Source organism: Blautia sp. HCP3S3_B11 (genome assembly GCF_052064435.1).
Lineage (GTDB): Bacteria > Bacillota > Clostridia > Lachnospirales > Lachnospiraceae > Blautia_A.
Genome location: NZ_JBQHVP010000016.1, coordinates 24,055 through 39,132 on the forward strand (window position 1 = coordinate 24,055; position 15,078 = coordinate 39,132).

A 15,078-nucleotide genomic window follows, 5' to 3' on the forward strand; every position below is an offset into this window, starting at 1 on the left:
ACAAAGTATATAGCATTATTTATCATTATAAATAGATAAAATGTTATATTGGAGGTGTTGGATGAAAGAGTTAATCAAAAAAATTCGGACATATCTGAATATGAGTCAGGCAGAATTGGCAGATTTATTAAACGTATCTTTTGCAACTGTAAATCGTTGGGAAAATGAACATACAGTTCCCAATAAACTGGCACAGTCAACATTATACGAATTATGCAAATCTAATAATGTACCCGTTTACGATATGATAATTGATAAGATAAAGGAAACAACCGGAAAAATTAAAGTTGATAAAGGAAGGGTATTACTATATCATGGTTCCAAATCCGGAATAACTGAAAACATTGAGCCAAAGAGTCGTTCTCGATGTGATTTTGGAAAAGGATTTTATATGGGAACAGAACCGAGTCAGGCATTAACTTTAATTTGCGATTATGATAAATCTAAGTTTTATATTATGTCTGTTAATCTAAGTGATTTAAAAATACTAGATGTTCCTGCTGACCTGGAGTGGGCTATGATTGTAGCATATCATAGAGGAAGAATGGAGACAGTTAAGGGAACTATTTTTTATAATAAATATCGAGATATGGCAAATAATACAGATATGATTGTAGGAAGTATTGCAAATGACAGAATGTTTTATGTGATCGATAATTTCTTTGTCGGCAATATCACTGATGCTGCATTAGTTAACAGTTTATCAGCTTTAGAACTTGGTAAACAGTATGTTGCAATTACACAAAAGGCATGCGATTTCATCAAAATAGAACACGAAATCAAATTGTCCCATCTTGAAAGACAATTTTTAAAAGAGGCTGCTGAAACAAATCGTGCAAAAGGAGTATCCCTTGCAAATAAAATCTGCCGGGATTATCGTCGTGAGGGAATGTTCTTCGATGAAATTCTAGATGCGGCATTTAAGGAGGAGCATAAAGATGAATGAACTTCAATTAAAATTATGTGACATTCAGGGAAGATTATTTGAACTTTCAGCGGACAATTCTTATGAAAGCAGCACTTTTATAAAAGTATTCATGACTTCTGATGTGGCAAAGGCTCTGGATTCCACATATAATCGCATGCAGTGGGCGGGAGAAGAATACTTGTTAGAAGAACTTACAGCCATTAAAGGAAATAACCTGATTAAAAAAGGAGAAATTTATTCTAAGGATATTTTGTATTGGATAGGATATTTGTATAGATATTGGCATTTTTATAAAAATGAAAGTAGCGTAAAGATTTATAAACAGGCACCGGCAAAAATAATGAAACGAAATTATCTGATATTTCATACAATGGCACCGGAATTAGCCATAGATGATTTAAAAGAAATAAATGAGCAAAAAGGTAAGGTTAATAATAGTGATATTTTGTAAATAAAAGGAAGGGGCTGTCTTGGAATCATCATCCCAATAGACACCCCTTTTTTATACATTTTAGTGTAATGCTTAGAATACTGGTAGCTCAGTTCTGAAAATGAACATTTTGCTTTGTAAGAACTGGGTAGCGAATCAGGAGAGCAGTGTCCAGATTTTCGTGGTGCATGTTTACGGCGGAAATTTGGTGGTTTTCGTAGGTTGTGTAGTAGTAGATTCCTTTGGTGGCGTTGCAGCAGGAGGTGTAGATGGTGATTTCATATTTTCCTTCTGTTACTTCGCAGCAGCCTCTCTGCTGGTCTACGGAGCCGAGAATGTGGAAGAACTGGCTGACGCTTTCTGATTCAGTTTCGCCGGAGCGGGAGTTCATTTTGGTGAAGGCTACTTTGGCGAAGCGGGAGGCGGAGGAGAGGTCTCCCGGCAGGCCGAGGGCGCCCATACCGCGGCTGTAGGACTGGAGGTTCAGACCTGGGGCGAAGGTATTTTGTGGCTGGCGTGGGGATAGTCCCTGGTAATTGTTTAGCTGGAACATCTGCTGTGGGAATGGCGGGTTGTTTGTCAGTACGCCTACGGGGTTATCGTAAATGTGAAGGCCGTCTTTCATGGATTCGATTACGATGCAGCCAGAAGCATCTGTAAGGATCCAGTGGAGCTGGGCGCAAGGGAAGTTTTTGCTGAACTGGGTGTTGGTGAGGTTCATGGCGGAGAGTTTCTGGCGTGCTTCTTCTAATGTGGCGCACTGGCTGAGAATCCATGGGATAAATTCAAACTGGGCAACGTTTTCTTTTCCGGATACGGGTTCTGCGTAAACGGCGTTTCCGACGAAGTTCAGGCCTGCCATTCCGAGTCCTTTTTCGTTAATAGCATCATAATAAAGGGGATAATCATCGGCAACGTGAGCCATGCCAATGATGGCATAGTGGTTATCCGGAACTTTGTCTGAATGGCGGAAATGGAATGGATAGTTTCTTGGCGTGATGGTGACTTCGTCACCGTAAGAAAATTCGTAGTCGAGAGTTCTGCCGAAATAGAAATCTTTTGTTTTATAAGTTGCTGCTGTGCACATATTACTACCTCCTGTTGTATGAAAATTATGTCAGTCAATGGCTGATAATATACGGGTAATGCATTTATTTTTTGAGAATATTACCACAAACTTTCTGGTTTATGCAAGATATATGTGGCTATTTTGGAGATATATGTAGTATACTGAGTATTGTTTATATGCTACTGGCATAACGCTTTCCAAATAACTTGGCTTGTGAGGTACTTGATATTACTTGTTGTTCATGTATCATATTATCGAAAGAAGTAAGGGGACGGACAAAAATGGTTACGATTAAAGAAATTGCGGAAATGGCAGGGGTAAGCACAACAACAGTATCTAATGTGCTACACAAAAAGACGGCACGTGTTTCTGCAAATACAATAGAAAAAGTGGAAAAACTGCTTGCAGAAAACAACTATATTCCCAGGCTGGGATTAAATGCGCTTACTAATAAAAGCTCTAAAATTATCAGCATTTTGATCAATACGCCTGCATTTGCCAGAGGTTCTGCATATGAAAGCCCTTTTTACGGACGGATTATTGGTAAGCTGGAGGAGCTTTTGCGAAAAAAAGGATATTATATCATGATTTTTTCGGATAAGAATGTAGAAGAAATTGAGAAAATGACACTTGGATGGAACGTAGACGGGATTATTTCGATTTCTATGCCTTTTGTATACTGTAAAAAAATCTCGGGGCTTTCGGATAAGCCTATGGTTTCCATAGATATGGGAGAAATTCCGAAAGAGGAAGAGAAGGTTTATCTTGTGACTTCCGAAGATGAAAAAGCCGGAGCCGAGATGAGTGAATATCTGATTTCCAATGGGACAAAAAAAATCATATATCTGACAAATGCCGTTCATGGAGCTGACTATCGTAGATATCAGGGAGCAAAGAAAACAGCAGACAGGAAAAGCTGTGAGCTGGAGATGAAGTTACTTCCGACAGAAACAGAAGGAAGACAAATGGTATATGGGGAATTGCTGAAATATGCAGGAACAGATACAACGCTGCTCTTTTCCACAGATAAAAATGCAGCAGAGATGATTTCTTTTCTTCACAGAAATGATGTAAAAGTGCCGGAAGATATTTCTGTAGCAGGAATAGATGATGATGTGTTTGCGACTATTGTATATCCGACGATTACGACCATGAAAATTGACGTAGAGGAAAAGGCAAATATGGCGGTGGAGATTCTGATGAGACTGATACAGGGGGAATCATGTATGCCTTATATTTATAAAACAAAGGTGCAGCTGATAGAGAGAGAAAGTGTAAAAAAGAGATAGAATAACATAGAAGAACTGACAATAGAGTGAAAAGAAAATATTCTGTGTAGAGTCACGTAGTGGAAGTGGATTGCGAATATCCGGTTGATTACATAAGATTATAATATATAAGAAACTGTCTTTTGGATATCATGAGAAAAGGGCAGTTTTTTTTATTTGACTTAGGTTATGAAGAAAACCTACAATAAAAATGACAAAAATACAAAATAAAATGTTGACAATGCACATAACATGGATTATATATGAAAATATCAAAAAGCAACAGTTTGAAAGAGAATTGTCAATAAAAAGTTAGAGCGTGTTTGAAAAAGGCTTTCCGCAAGATGTATGTCACAATTTGTGGTATATTTTGTCCGGATGAAGGCGTCGTAGCGGGCTACGGCAACTGAATTCGGACAAAATATACCGCAAAGTGGGGCGTGCAGATTGCGGGAATGATTTTTCAAACACGCTCTAGTGTATCAATTTGTCAATGCGTGATTTATGAGATTAAAACGAGGAGGATCAGGAATGAAATTCACAGAAGGTTACTGGGAGAAGAATGAACGTGCCAATGCATCTTATGCAATGCAGGCTTTTACAGCAGAAGCAATTCCGGGAGGAATGCGAATTGTTTCTCCGTTTAGAGAAATCAACGACAGAGGCGGTGCTCTTGACGTAGGAACAATTACTACAGAATTTACTTCTGTGCGTAAGGATATCATCAGTGTCAGAAGCTATCATTATCAGGGATATATTAAGGGTGAGCCAAGATATGAACTGAATGAGGATCCGCAGGAGACAGAAGTAGAGATCACAGATGCTGAAGCTGTTATGAAAGCGGGTAGAATGACAGTAAGAGTTGATCTGAAAGATTTTAAGATCACTTATGAGGCAGATGGAAAGGTTCTTACCGGCATCGGATTCCGTAATCTGGGATACATGCAGTATGACAGAGCAACACTGACCAAATTCCCGGAACCAAACTATATGGCAGCACAGTATCAGCCATATATGGTAGCAGAACTTTCTCTTGATCCGGGAGAATGCGTATACGGACTTGGAGAAAGATTTACAGCATTTGTAAAGAATGGACAGGTAGTAGATGTATGGAATGAAGACGGTGGTACTGCATCTCAGATTTCCTATAAGAATATTCCATTTTATGTAACTAGCAAACATTACGGTGTATTTGTAGATCACAGCGACAATGTTTCTTTTGAAGTTGCAAGTGAGAAAGTAGAGAACGTAGGATTTTCTGTAAAAGGTGAAGAAATCCGCTATCATGTAATCTATGGTGATGATATCAAAGGTGTGCTTGAGACATATACAGACCTTACCGGAAAACCGGCACTGCCACCGGCATGGTCCTTTGGATTATGGCTTTCCACATCCTTTACAACTAATTATGATGAAAACACGACAAACTCCTTTATCCAGGGAATGGCTGACAGAGACATTCCGTTAAATGTATTCCACTTTGACTGCTTCTGGATGAAAGAACTTCACTGGTGCGATTTTGAATGGGATGAGAGAATTTTCCCTGATGTACCGGGAATGCTGAAACGCTACAAAGATAAAGGTCTGAAGATCTGCGTATGGATTAATCCTTATATTGCACAGGGAACTGCATTCTTCAAAGAAGGAATGGAGAAAGGGTACCTGGTACAGCGTGCAGATCGAAGAGGAGTAAAGCAGATCGATAACTGGCAGCCTGGAATGGGACTGGTTGATTTTACAAATCCGGCTGCAACAAAATGGTATACAGATAAGTTGAAAACATTGCTTGATGCCGGTGTTGACTGCTTCAAGACAGACTTTGGTGAGAGAATTCCGATTGATGTGAAATATTATGATGGTTCCGATCCGGTTTCCATGCATAACTATTATACATACCTCTACAACAAGGCAGTATTTGGTCTTCTGAAGGAAGTAAAGGGAGAAGGAGAAGCAATCCTTTTCGCAAGAAGTGCGACAGCAGGCGGACAGCAGTTCCCGGTTCACTGGGGAGGTGACTGCTCTGCAACATATGCTTCCATGGCTGAGAGCTTAAGAGGTGGTCTGTCATTTACCTTATCCGGATTCTCCTTCTGGAGCCACGATATGGGTGGATTTGAAATGACAGCAGCGCCGGATGTATACAAACGTTGGCTGCAGTTTGGCCTTCTTTCCACACACAGCCGTCTTCATGGATCCAAGAGCTATCGTGTACCGTGGCTGTTTGATGATGAAGCGGTAGATGTGTGCCGTAAATTTACAAAACTCAAATTAAGATTAATGCCGTATTTGTATTCCATGGCTTTGAAATCACATAAGACAGGTATTCCGTCCATGAGAGCAATGATCATGGAATTTAATGATGATCCTGCAGTGAAATATCTGGATATGCAATATATGTTAGGTGACAGTATTCTGGTTGCCCCGATCTTTAATAAAGAAGGCCATGTAGAATATTATCTGCCGGCCGGAAAATGGACTCATCTGTTAAGTGGTGAGGTGAAAGAAGGCGGCAGATGGTATGCGGAAGATTATGATTTCTTCTCACTGCCGGTATTCGTAAGAGAGAATACACTGCTTCCGATTGGTGCAGTAGATACAACCGCAGATTATGAACTGGAGAAAGATGTTCAGATTCAGGTTTATGAGCTGAATGGAACCGGATCCTGCAAAGTTGTGACACGTAAAGGCGAAGATGCATTTACAGTAAATGCTGCAAAAGAAGGAAATAAACTGACACTGGAAGCTTCTAAAGAGAATCCGGGAATGACGTATCTTCTCAGAAATATTCATGAGGTTTCTTCTGTTGTGAGTGGAAGTGTAGTAAAAGACACAGAAGATGGTATCATCCTCGCACCGGAAGGATGCAAAATAGAAGTTGTATATTAAGTAACCATTTTATAATTATTTTAGAAATTCGACAAAAAATAGGACTGGACAAATCGATTGTCCGGTCCTATAATAATATTCACCAGAGTTCTTCTGGTAATTCAATCCCGCCAGTTCGGCGGTAAATTCCACTTTTAATTTTTATAAAAAACGAAAGAATAAGCAGTTATGAGGAAAATTTAAGATGGGAGGTGATACGATATGGATTTTTTCACCTTTTTCCTGTAGTAGTTGCCGCAGTAGCCATGATTATGGACATTCGCACTGCGAAAGTTGATAATGGATGGATCTTGTTCTCTCTGATTCTGGGGCTGACCGGATGTATCTGGCGAAAAGGAATTGCAGGAATAAGCTATTTCGCTGTGGGAAGTATAATGCCTTTGTTTCTTATCGTTCTGTTCATTTTCGGAATGATGGGTGCGGGAGACATTAAGTTGTTTTGTGCACTGGGAGGAGTAATGGGCCTTGGGGCTATCTGGAAATGTATTCTTTTTTCTTTTCTGGCAGGCGCATGTATTGCTGTTGTGCTTCTGATCTTCAATCACAATTTCTGTGAACGGATTCTTTATTTTATAAAATATGCAGAGAATACAGTGAGTACGGGAAAGATCACTCCTTATCGGAGTAAAGATATTTCTGCACCGGAGAATTTCCACTTTACGATTCCTGTTTTTGTAAGCGTGCTGTTATATGCAGGAGGTATCTATTGAAAAGAAATATTTTTGCAGTATGTGATCTGGAAGTGGATTATGCGCTGAATTTTATGGACTATTTAAATCAGAAAAAGAATATTCCATTTGAAATACAGGCATTTACAACTGTGGAGAAGCTGATTGCCTATGGGAAACATACACATATAGAGTTGCTGCTGATTTCCGGGCGCGCAATGTGCCGCGAAGTCCGGGAAATGGATATCGGAAAGGTTATTATTTTATCGGAAGGGGTACATCCTCCGGAACTTGACCAGTATCCGAGCGTGTATAAGTATCAGTCTTCTTCGGATGTACTTCGGGAAGTGATGGCATGTTATGGTGCTGAAAAAAAGACAGTATCCGATCAGCTTGCGGTCTTAAAAAAGACGACAGAGCTTATTGGAGTTTTTTCTCCGCTGGGGCGTTGTCTGAAAACTTCTTTCGCATTGACACTTGGACAGATACTTGCCAAAGACAGGGCAGTCCTTTATCTGAATCTGGAGGAATATTCCGGGTTTGAAGAACTGATGGGAAAGGGATTTGCGCATAATTTAAGTGATCTTCTTTATTATGTACGGCAGGATAACCAGAATCTTCTCTATAAGATGAATAGTATGATACAGACTATAAACAATCTGGATTATATACCGCCTGTGCAAATGCCGGCAGACATTCACACAACAGCCTGGCAGGACTGGGAAAGGCTGTTGCAGATGATCATGCTTGATAGTTCATATGAGATGATCGTGCTGGATATAGGATGTGGGATTGACGAGAATTTCCAGCTTCTGGATATGTGTAAGAAGATTTATATGCCGGTGTTGTCTGATACGGTTTCACAGTGTAAGATCGCCCAGTTTGAAAATCTGGTCCGAATCTGGGATTATCCTCAGATACTGGAAAAGACAGAGAAGATCACTCCTCCTTTTCATATGATGACCGGTCCGCCGTCAGGATATATTGAACAGTTGAAGTGGAGTGAACTGGGAGATTATGTGAGAAACCTTCTGAGAAAGGAAAAAGGATGAATAAAGATGTATTTAGAACTTTGCGCCAGATGTTAATGGAGGAACTGGATCTGTCGAGAGAGTTATCAGATAAAGAGATTCTTGATGTAATTGATGAACTGATCCTGAATCAGATGAAGGATGTCCGCCTTGCACTGAAAGAAAAAGTGCAGCTTCGTCAGGAACTGTTTTATTCTGTGCGTAAACTGGATGTTTTGCAGGAACTGGTGGATGATGAGACAGTTACTGAAATTATGGTAAATGGACCTGACACGATTTTTGTGGAGCGGGACGGCAGACTGATCAGATGGCATAAAAGCTTTACGTCTGCCGAAAAGCTGGAAGATGTGATTCAGCAGATAGTAGGTAAATGTAACCGCGTGATCAATGAATCTATGCCAATTGTGGATGCCAGACTGGAGAATGGCTCCAGAGTCAATGCAGTAATCTACCCGGTAGCGTTAAATGGTCCGATCCTTACGATACGGCGTTTCCCCGAACACCCCATTACAATGGAAAAGTTGATTGCGCTGGGAAGCATTACCAAAGAATGCGCAGATTTTCTGCAGAAACTTGTAAAAGCGAGGTATTCCATGGTCATAGGCGGTGGAACCGGAAGCGGTAAAACTACATTTCTTGCAGCTATGTCAGAATATATTCCCAAAGATGAAAGACTGATCACGATTGAAGATAATGCAGAGCTTCGCATCAGGGGGATAAATAATCTGGTACGTCTGGAAGCAAAGATGGCCAACATGGAGGGGGCAGTGTCAGTTACGATCAGGGATCTGATCAAATCAGCACTTCGAATGCGCCCTGACAGGATCATAGTGGGAGAAGTCAGAGGCGGAGAGGCAATGGATATGCTTCAGGCATTGAATACAGGGCATGAAGGGTCGCTGTCAACTGCTCACGCCAACTCTGCCAGAGACATGCTATCCCGTCTGGAAACAATGGTTCTTATGGGGGTTGACCTTCCATTGGAGGCTATCAGGAGACAGATTGCATCCGGTGTGGATATTCTGGTACATCTGGGACGAATGAGAGATAAATCAAGAAAGCTATTAGAGGTAACCGAAGTGTGTGGTTTCGAAAATGGAGAAATCCAGATTCGTCCATTGTATCAATGGCAGGAGGGAAAAGGACTGGTAAAGACTGCTTCCCTCCTCAATGTGGAAAAACTGGAAAGAGCGGGGATTGAACTATGAAAGGGAAAGAAAAAGGACAGCGTTATCTGAAACGGGACTATAGTCATTATCATTTTACGGTGAAGGAATTTATGAAATATACAGGACAGGCAGCGGCACTTTGCGCTGTGGCAGATTATCTTTTTTACAGAAGTGCCTGGGTACTGCTTCTTATGATTCCGGCGTTAGTATTTTATCTGAAATGGCAGCAAAACCGTATGATCAGGGAAAGAAGAAAGAAGCTGAATTACCAGTTTAAGGATGCGCTAACCTCTCTGAGTGTTGCGGTTCAGGCAGGATATTCCGTGGAAAGCGCAATAAAGACCTGTGTCAGGGATCTGGAGCGGTTATACGGAAAAGGAACTGATATTGTAGAAGAATTTCGCTACATTGAAAGTCAGCAGCATATCAGTGTTCCTTTAGAGGAATTGTTTCTGGATCTGGGGTCAAGAAGCCAGGTGGAAGATATCGAGAATTTTGCATCAGTGTTTTATACAGCCAAGCGTACAGGTGGTGATATGAATCGTGTGATTCAGAAAGTAGCGCGCATGCTGGGAGATAAGATCGATGTAAAAAAAGAAATCGAAGCAACTCTGGCTGCCAAGAAATCGGAGCAAATGATCATGAGCCTTATGCCTGCGGGTATCATTATGTATTTACAGTTGACCTCGCCGGGCTTCTTAAGTGTTCTTTATGGAAATCCCTTTGGAATTGCAGCAATGAGTATCTGTCTTGCTATTTATGCTACGGCATACTGGCTTGGCAGAAAAATCGTAGATATTGAGGTGTGACAGTACAAATGTGGGTACATATTGTCATTTTTATCATACTTTTGTGCGCACTGGCCGGGTGGGAAAAAGGGTGGATTCCATCTTCCGGGATTGGAGGAAAAGAAGGAATCAGGCTATTCATGGTGGTGGCAATATCCGGGAATTTACTTGGAATGATCCTTACCGCGGGAAATGGCAGACAAGTGTATCCTCAGGGATACCGTCTGGAAAAGGAGGATACAGGATCATATGAGAAGAAATTTATGGTATCCGTGGATGGAGAAGAGCCGGTCTCCATGTACATACAGGTACCGGAAAAAGAACTGGAAGAACAGGAAGAACCAAAACAGGATAAGAAACTGACCAGAGAAGAGCAGGCGCAGAAAGATCTGGCGGAGGCAGTGGCACGATATAATGAGCAGCAAAACGATCCGGATTATTATTATCTTCCGGATAAGCTGGATGGAAAAAAGATACAGTGGGAAAGCCCTGCGGATACTTCAGGAATGCTCCTGACAGGTTTGTTTCTTGTTGCGGGAATGGCAATTCTTGTAATGAAGGGAAGGGAAGAGCAGGTTCAGATTCAAAAAAGGTATGAAGAACTTCTGATGGATTATCCCGGGCTGATCATGAAATTTACACTTCTGGTTCAGGCGGGAATGACTGTAAGGAAGGCATTTCAGAAAATTTCGCTGGATTATAGCAGAAAGAAAAAATCAAAGCCAAGACCGGCGTATGATGAGATACGAATCGTTTGTTATGAAATGGAAAGCGGAGTTTCTGAGAGTGAGGCGTACAGAAGATTCGGAGAAAGATGTGGACAGGCGAAATATAAAACTTTTGCCACACTTCTCATCCAAAATCTTCAGAAGGGCAGCAGACAGATGGCTGATATGCTCGAAAGAGAGTCTATGGAGGCCTGGGAAGAACGCAAGAGAAAGGCACGCGTTCTCGGAGAAGCTGCCGCAACAAAGCTTCTGGTACCGATGATCATGATGCTGATGGTCGTGATGGCAATCGTTATGATTCCGGCCTTTCTGTCATTTTATGGAACATGATAAAGGAAAGAAGATATGAGACATACGGAGGAAAAGATGGGACGATTGATATGGAAAATAAAAAATCAAAACGAATTAATACGAAGATTCGTGGAGGAAGAGGACGCTGTAGGTGTTGTAGAGATCATTTTAATTCTGGTAGTCCTGATCGGACTTGTCATCATTTTCAAAGAGCAGTTGACCGAACTGGTGCAGAGCATTCTTTCAAAGATCGCCAAACAGAGTAATTCTATTTAACCAATACATTGTTTGGGAGTTCAACTGTGCAGGCACAGGAACTTATAGTTAGTTGTGAAATAATGTATTGAGAAAGAGAAGGAGGTGTACTTCCTGCATGAGAAATCATAAAGAAATGAGAGGAAGCATTACAGTATTTCTGGCACTGATACTTAGTCTGCTTTTATCTATGGTATGCACAAGTATTGAATCTGTGCGGATGGCATCTGCCAGAACGCAGATTCTGAACAGCATGGATATTGGACTGTATTCAGTGTTTGGACAGTATGATAAGAAGCTTCTTGAAGACTATGATCTGTTTGCACTTGATGGTTCTATGGGAGGCGGACAGCTGAATCTTGCGAAAATCTGTGACAATCTGGAATCCTATATGAAACCGGTATTAAAGCAGAATAGTCAGAAACTTAGTCTGGAGCATAGCGGGCTTACAGGATACCGGCTTCTGACAGATGATAACGGAGAAGTTTTTTATCAGCAGATCGTGCAGTATATGCAAGAAACTCTTGGAAGTCAGGGAGTACAGGCCCTTCTTAACAAAATGTCTGATCGAGAAAAGAAAACAGAAGAAGCGAATCTGAAAGCAAGTCAGGCAGAGACAGGAGGATCGATCGACAGATATGATTCTGAAATGAATCAGGCATCTCAGAAAAGCCAGCAGGCCGCAGAAGAGGCGGCTAAGAAACAGCAACAGGAAAATGCTTCGTCAGATCAGCAATTTGGAAGTGGAGATACACAGACAACACAGCCGGCACCGGCACAGCAGAATCCGGTGAATAATCCGATTACTGTGATAAAGAGAATTATGAAGATGGGAGTATTGGAACTGGTTTTGCCGTCCGGACGTGAAGTTTCCACAAGCTCAATAAGTAAAAACACGCTAGTTTCCGGGAGACAGTTACAACAGGGAATGGAGATGCCGGATGGAGTGATCGCAGATAATAGCTATACCTCCCAGGTTTTGTTCCAACAATATCTGATGAATCATCTGGGAAATTATATGGATTCGTCCAAAGAAGGTCTGGCATATCAGATGGAATATATCTTTGCAGGAAAAGATGAGGATATGGATAATCTGAAATCTGTGGCATCGAAACTTTTGTTTATCAGAGAGGGAGTAAACTTTGCCTGCCTGATGGCTGATAATGTAAAAAGAACAGAGGCACAGGCTCTTGCATCTGCGATTGCAGCAGGATTTCTGGTTCCGCCGGCAGCTGTAGTGATAGAAACAGCATTGCTTTTATGCTGGGCATTTGCAGAAAGCGTACTGGATGTGAGAGAACTTTTTGCAGGAGGTAAGATCCCGCTTGTGAAGACTTCAGCAGACTGGCAGATATCTCTGGCCAATCTGGGAAATCTGATGGAAGGACTGGATTCTATGCGAAAAAATAATGACCATGGGATGTCCTATGAGGACTATATTCAGGTTCTGGTATTGTCTGTTTCCAAGGAAAAGAAAGTGATAAGGGCCATGGATATGATAGAGAACACAATAAGAAATAAAGGAAGAGCACATTTTAATATGGATTCCTGTGTGGTGGCACTGGAGGCATTTGCAGACGTAAAAGCGAACAAGAAAAAAGAGTTTCATATAATACGTCAGTATTGTTATGAATAAGAGAATGAGTTTGGGATTGTTGTTTGATTTTCTTTAGCAATAGTGTAGATTACTCTCTTTTTATTATTGACATCATAATAATGGGGATTTTAAGAAAAGAGGTGCAAAAAGATGTTTTTACAGAAGGAAAACAAAAGCATTGATGAAATCGGAATGAAAGAAAAGATAATCTATGAAAGGAGAAAAAGCTCTCTAAAAGAAATTTTCCTGGATTTTTTATCCCCGAAGAAAAGCCGGGAGGTTCAGATGGCAAAATTGCAGAAAAACTCCAGAGAAGTTCGTTCTGTAAAGGCATCTTTGTGCACCTCTTTTCTGAAAAAAGGAAGTATGGCGGTAGAAACCGCACTTGTTCTTCCGTTGTTTTTTCTTGGAATGGTTACACTGATCTCTTTTATGGACATATATAAGCTGCAGACGGAGCATTTGTCTGATTTATGTAACCGGGCGAAACAGGCAGGAATGTATGCTTATATTACGGGAGAAAGCGGCGTGGAGGATATTACGATTCCGGATGTTTACACATATAAACCTTTTGGAGGGCTGGTACCACTGCCGGGAGTGGTGGTCTATAACCATGTGAAAGTTCATGTATGGACAGGAACAGAATTTCCTGACAATGGAGGCGAACAGGGAGAGGTAGAACAGATGGTATATGTGACTGCTTCTGGAAGTGTCTATCATAAAAATCCCGGCTGCAGTTATCTGAATGTGTCACTGAAACAGATTCCGGGAAGTTCTGTCCGGTATGCAAGCAATCAGTATGGGGAACATTATTCTGCATGCGAAACATGCAGCAGAGGGCAGAATCCGGCAGGAGTAGTATATGTCACAGAACAGGGAAACAGGTATCATAATCTGGAATCATGTAGTGGTTTGAAAAGGTCTGTAAGGCTGGTAAAGGCATCCTCTGTCTCGGGAATGAGTGCATGTAGCAGATGCGGATAATAAAGAACAAAGTGAACAGTTACACATAATAAATAAAAAGCAGACAGGTGAAAAATATGGAAATAAATAATGTAAGGGAAGCATGTGTTATCGCATTTCTGGGAGTGAATTCCTGGATAGATATTCGGAAAAAACAGGTTTCATTACTGCTTATTGCGGTATTTGCAGGGAGTGGAATCTTATGGACAATATGTAGCAGAAGTGCCGCATTGGATTTTCTGGTATGTGCAGGAACAGGACTGATTTTTGTGGGAATAAGTATTATTACAGAGGGAGCTGTCGGAATGGGAGATGGATGGCTTATTATGGCATTAGGTACAGTGATGAGTGCTGAAGAATTTTTTATGATGCTTTTCTTATCCCTGATATGCAGTGCTGTATGGGCGGGAATTACGATGATATTTTTTCATAGAAAAGGAAATACGGAAATACCATTTGTTCCGTTTTTACTGGCAGGATATTTGGGAGGAATTCTGATATGAAGGGTAATTTAAATATAGATAACAGATCGGGAGTATTTCACCAGGATGATAAAACAGCCAGAACAGAGAACTATAATTGTGTCCGGAAAGGAAGCCTGACTGTGGAGACGGCATGTGTAATGCCGTTGATCCTGCTGGCGCTTATGGGACTTATCTATCTGAGCTTTTTTGTACATAACAGAGCCTGGCTTACAGCTGCGGCATATGAGTCAGCAATCAGTGGAAGTATGGAAGGTATTAAAAAGAATGGACAGATATATGACACTGCAAGAATGAGAAGCGAAGAACTGGGGAGTATAGGATTTTTCGGAGCAGAGAATTTAAGTACACAGACAAATGTTGGAAAAGAAGTGCAGGTGACATATGATCTCGATACGATTTCTTCCTATGGAAATATGAAGTGGCATTTAAGAACAGAAGGAACTTCTTCTGTCACAAATCCTGTAAAACATATTCGTAAACTCAGGGCGGCAGCTGCCATTCTAAAGGGGATGGGGGATTAGT

15 protein-coding genes and 2 pseudogenes are annotated in these 15,078 nt (G+C 41.1%); 15 read left to right on the plus strand and 2 right to left on the minus strand.

Going from position 1 to position 15,078, the window contains the following annotated elements:
• The first annotated feature begins 61 nt into the window (after nt 1–61).
• Nucleotides 62–946, plus strand: a complete 885-nt coding sequence (locus ACTNC0_RS13295) for a DUF3990 domain-containing protein (RefSeq protein ID WP_441087742.1) — start codon at nt 62–64, stop codon at nt 944–946.
• A complete protein-coding gene (locus ACTNC0_RS13300) occupies nt 939–1,379 on the plus strand; it encodes a hypothetical protein (protein WP_441087743.1) in 441 nt (146 codons plus the stop codon). Before ACTNC0_RS13295 ends, ACTNC0_RS13300 begins: the two co-directional genes overlap by 8 nt.
• Nucleotides 1,380–1,467: 88 nt before the next feature.
• On the opposite strand, the gene bsh is transcribed toward ACTNC0_RS13300, so the two are convergent.
• A complete protein-coding gene (gene bsh / locus ACTNC0_RS13305) occupies nt 1,468–2,445 on the minus strand; it encodes a choloylglycine hydrolase (protein ID WP_441087744.1) in 978 nt (325 codons plus the stop codon).
• A 263-nt stretch (nt 2,446–2,708) separates the two neighbouring features.
• Here bsh and ACTNC0_RS13310 point away from each other — a divergent pair, with 263 nt between their 5' ends.
• Nucleotides 2,709–3,716: a LacI family DNA-binding transcriptional regulator gene (locus ACTNC0_RS13310; protein WP_441087745.1), complete on the plus strand. Its 1,008-nt coding sequence runs from the start codon at nt 2,709–2,711 to the stop codon at nt 3,714–3,716.
• A 251-nt stretch (nt 3,717–3,967) separates the two neighbouring features.
• Here ACTNC0_RS13310 and ACTNC0_RS13315 read toward each other — a convergent pair.
• Nucleotides 3,968–4,102, minus strand: a pseudogene (locus ACTNC0_RS13315) (DUF6783 domain-containing protein); the annotation flags it as partial.
• Between ACTNC0_RS13315 and ACTNC0_RS13320 the strand changes: the two are divergent.
• From ACTNC0_RS13320 to ACTNC0_RS13375, 12 genes and pseudogenes are all read left to right on the plus strand, one after another.
• Nucleotides 4,040–4,261 (plus strand): annotated as a pseudogene (locus ACTNC0_RS13320) (DUF6783 domain-containing protein). The pseudogenes ACTNC0_RS13315 and ACTNC0_RS13320 sit on opposite strands and share 63 nt — an antisense overlap.
• Nucleotides 4,227–6,581 (plus strand): alpha-xylosidase, encoded by a 2,355-nt coding sequence (gene yicI, locus ACTNC0_RS13325; RefSeq protein ID WP_441087746.1) that lies wholly within the window; start codon nt 4,227–4,229, stop codon nt 6,579–6,581. The pseudogene ACTNC0_RS13320 and the gene yicI overlap by 35 nt, the downstream one beginning before the upstream one ends.
• 191 nt (nt 6,582–6,772) lie before the next feature.
• Nucleotides 6,773–7,291, plus strand: a complete 519-nt coding sequence (locus tag ACTNC0_RS13330) for a prepilin peptidase (protein ID WP_243098579.1) — start codon at nt 6,773–6,775, stop codon at nt 7,289–7,291.
• Nucleotides 7,288–8,301: a hypothetical protein gene (locus tag ACTNC0_RS13335; RefSeq protein ID WP_441087747.1), complete on the plus strand. Its 1,014-nt coding sequence runs from the start codon at nt 7,288–7,290 to the stop codon at nt 8,299–8,301. Before ACTNC0_RS13330 ends, ACTNC0_RS13335 begins: the two co-directional genes overlap by 4 nt.
• Nucleotides 8,298–9,488, plus strand: a complete 1,191-nt coding sequence (locus ACTNC0_RS13340; protein ID WP_441087748.1) for a CpaF family protein — start codon at nt 8,298–8,300, stop codon at nt 9,486–9,488. Before ACTNC0_RS13335 ends, ACTNC0_RS13340 begins: the two co-directional genes overlap by 4 nt.
• Nucleotides 9,485–10,258: a type II secretion system F family protein gene (locus tag ACTNC0_RS13345; protein WP_441087749.1), complete on the plus strand. Its 774-nt coding sequence runs from the start codon at nt 9,485–9,487 to the stop codon at nt 10,256–10,258. The genes ACTNC0_RS13340 and ACTNC0_RS13345 overlap by 4 nt, the downstream gene beginning before the upstream one ends.
• Nucleotides 10,259–10,266: 8 nt before the next feature.
• Nucleotides 10,267–11,295 carry a type II secretion system F family protein gene (locus ACTNC0_RS13350; protein WP_441087750.1) on the plus strand — a complete coding sequence of 343 codons (1,029 nt, stop codon included), beginning with the start codon at nt 10,267–10,269 and terminating at the stop codon, nt 11,293–11,295.
• Nucleotides 11,296–11,331: 36 nt separating this feature from the next.
• Nucleotides 11,332–11,532 carry a Flp1 family type IVb pilin gene (locus ACTNC0_RS13355; RefSeq protein WP_117676697.1) on the plus strand — a complete coding sequence of 67 codons (201 nt, stop codon included), beginning with the start codon at nt 11,332–11,334 and terminating at the stop codon, nt 11,530–11,532.
• A 97-nt stretch (nt 11,533–11,629) separates the two neighbouring features.
• Nucleotides 11,630–13,147 carry a DUF5702 domain-containing protein gene (locus ACTNC0_RS13360; protein WP_441087751.1) on the plus strand — a complete coding sequence of 506 codons (1,518 nt, stop codon included), beginning with the start codon at nt 11,630–11,632 and terminating at the stop codon, nt 13,145–13,147.
• A gap of 111 nt (nt 13,148–13,258) precedes the next feature.
• Nucleotides 13,259–14,092, plus strand: coding sequence for a TadE family protein (locus ACTNC0_RS13365; protein WP_441087752.1), 834 nt, complete (start codon nt 13,259–13,261; stop codon nt 14,090–14,092).
• Nucleotides 14,093–14,148: 56 nt separating this feature from the next.
• Nucleotides 14,149–14,574, plus strand: a complete 426-nt coding sequence (locus ACTNC0_RS13370; RefSeq protein ID WP_117676667.1) for a prepilin peptidase — start codon at nt 14,149–14,151, stop codon at nt 14,572–14,574.
• Nucleotides 14,571–15,077 (plus strand): TadE family protein, encoded by a 507-nt coding sequence (locus tag ACTNC0_RS13375; protein ID WP_441087753.1) that lies wholly within the window; start codon nt 14,571–14,573, stop codon nt 15,075–15,077. Before ACTNC0_RS13370 ends, ACTNC0_RS13375 begins: the two co-directional genes overlap by 4 nt.
• Nucleotide 15,078: the final 1 nt, after the last annotated feature.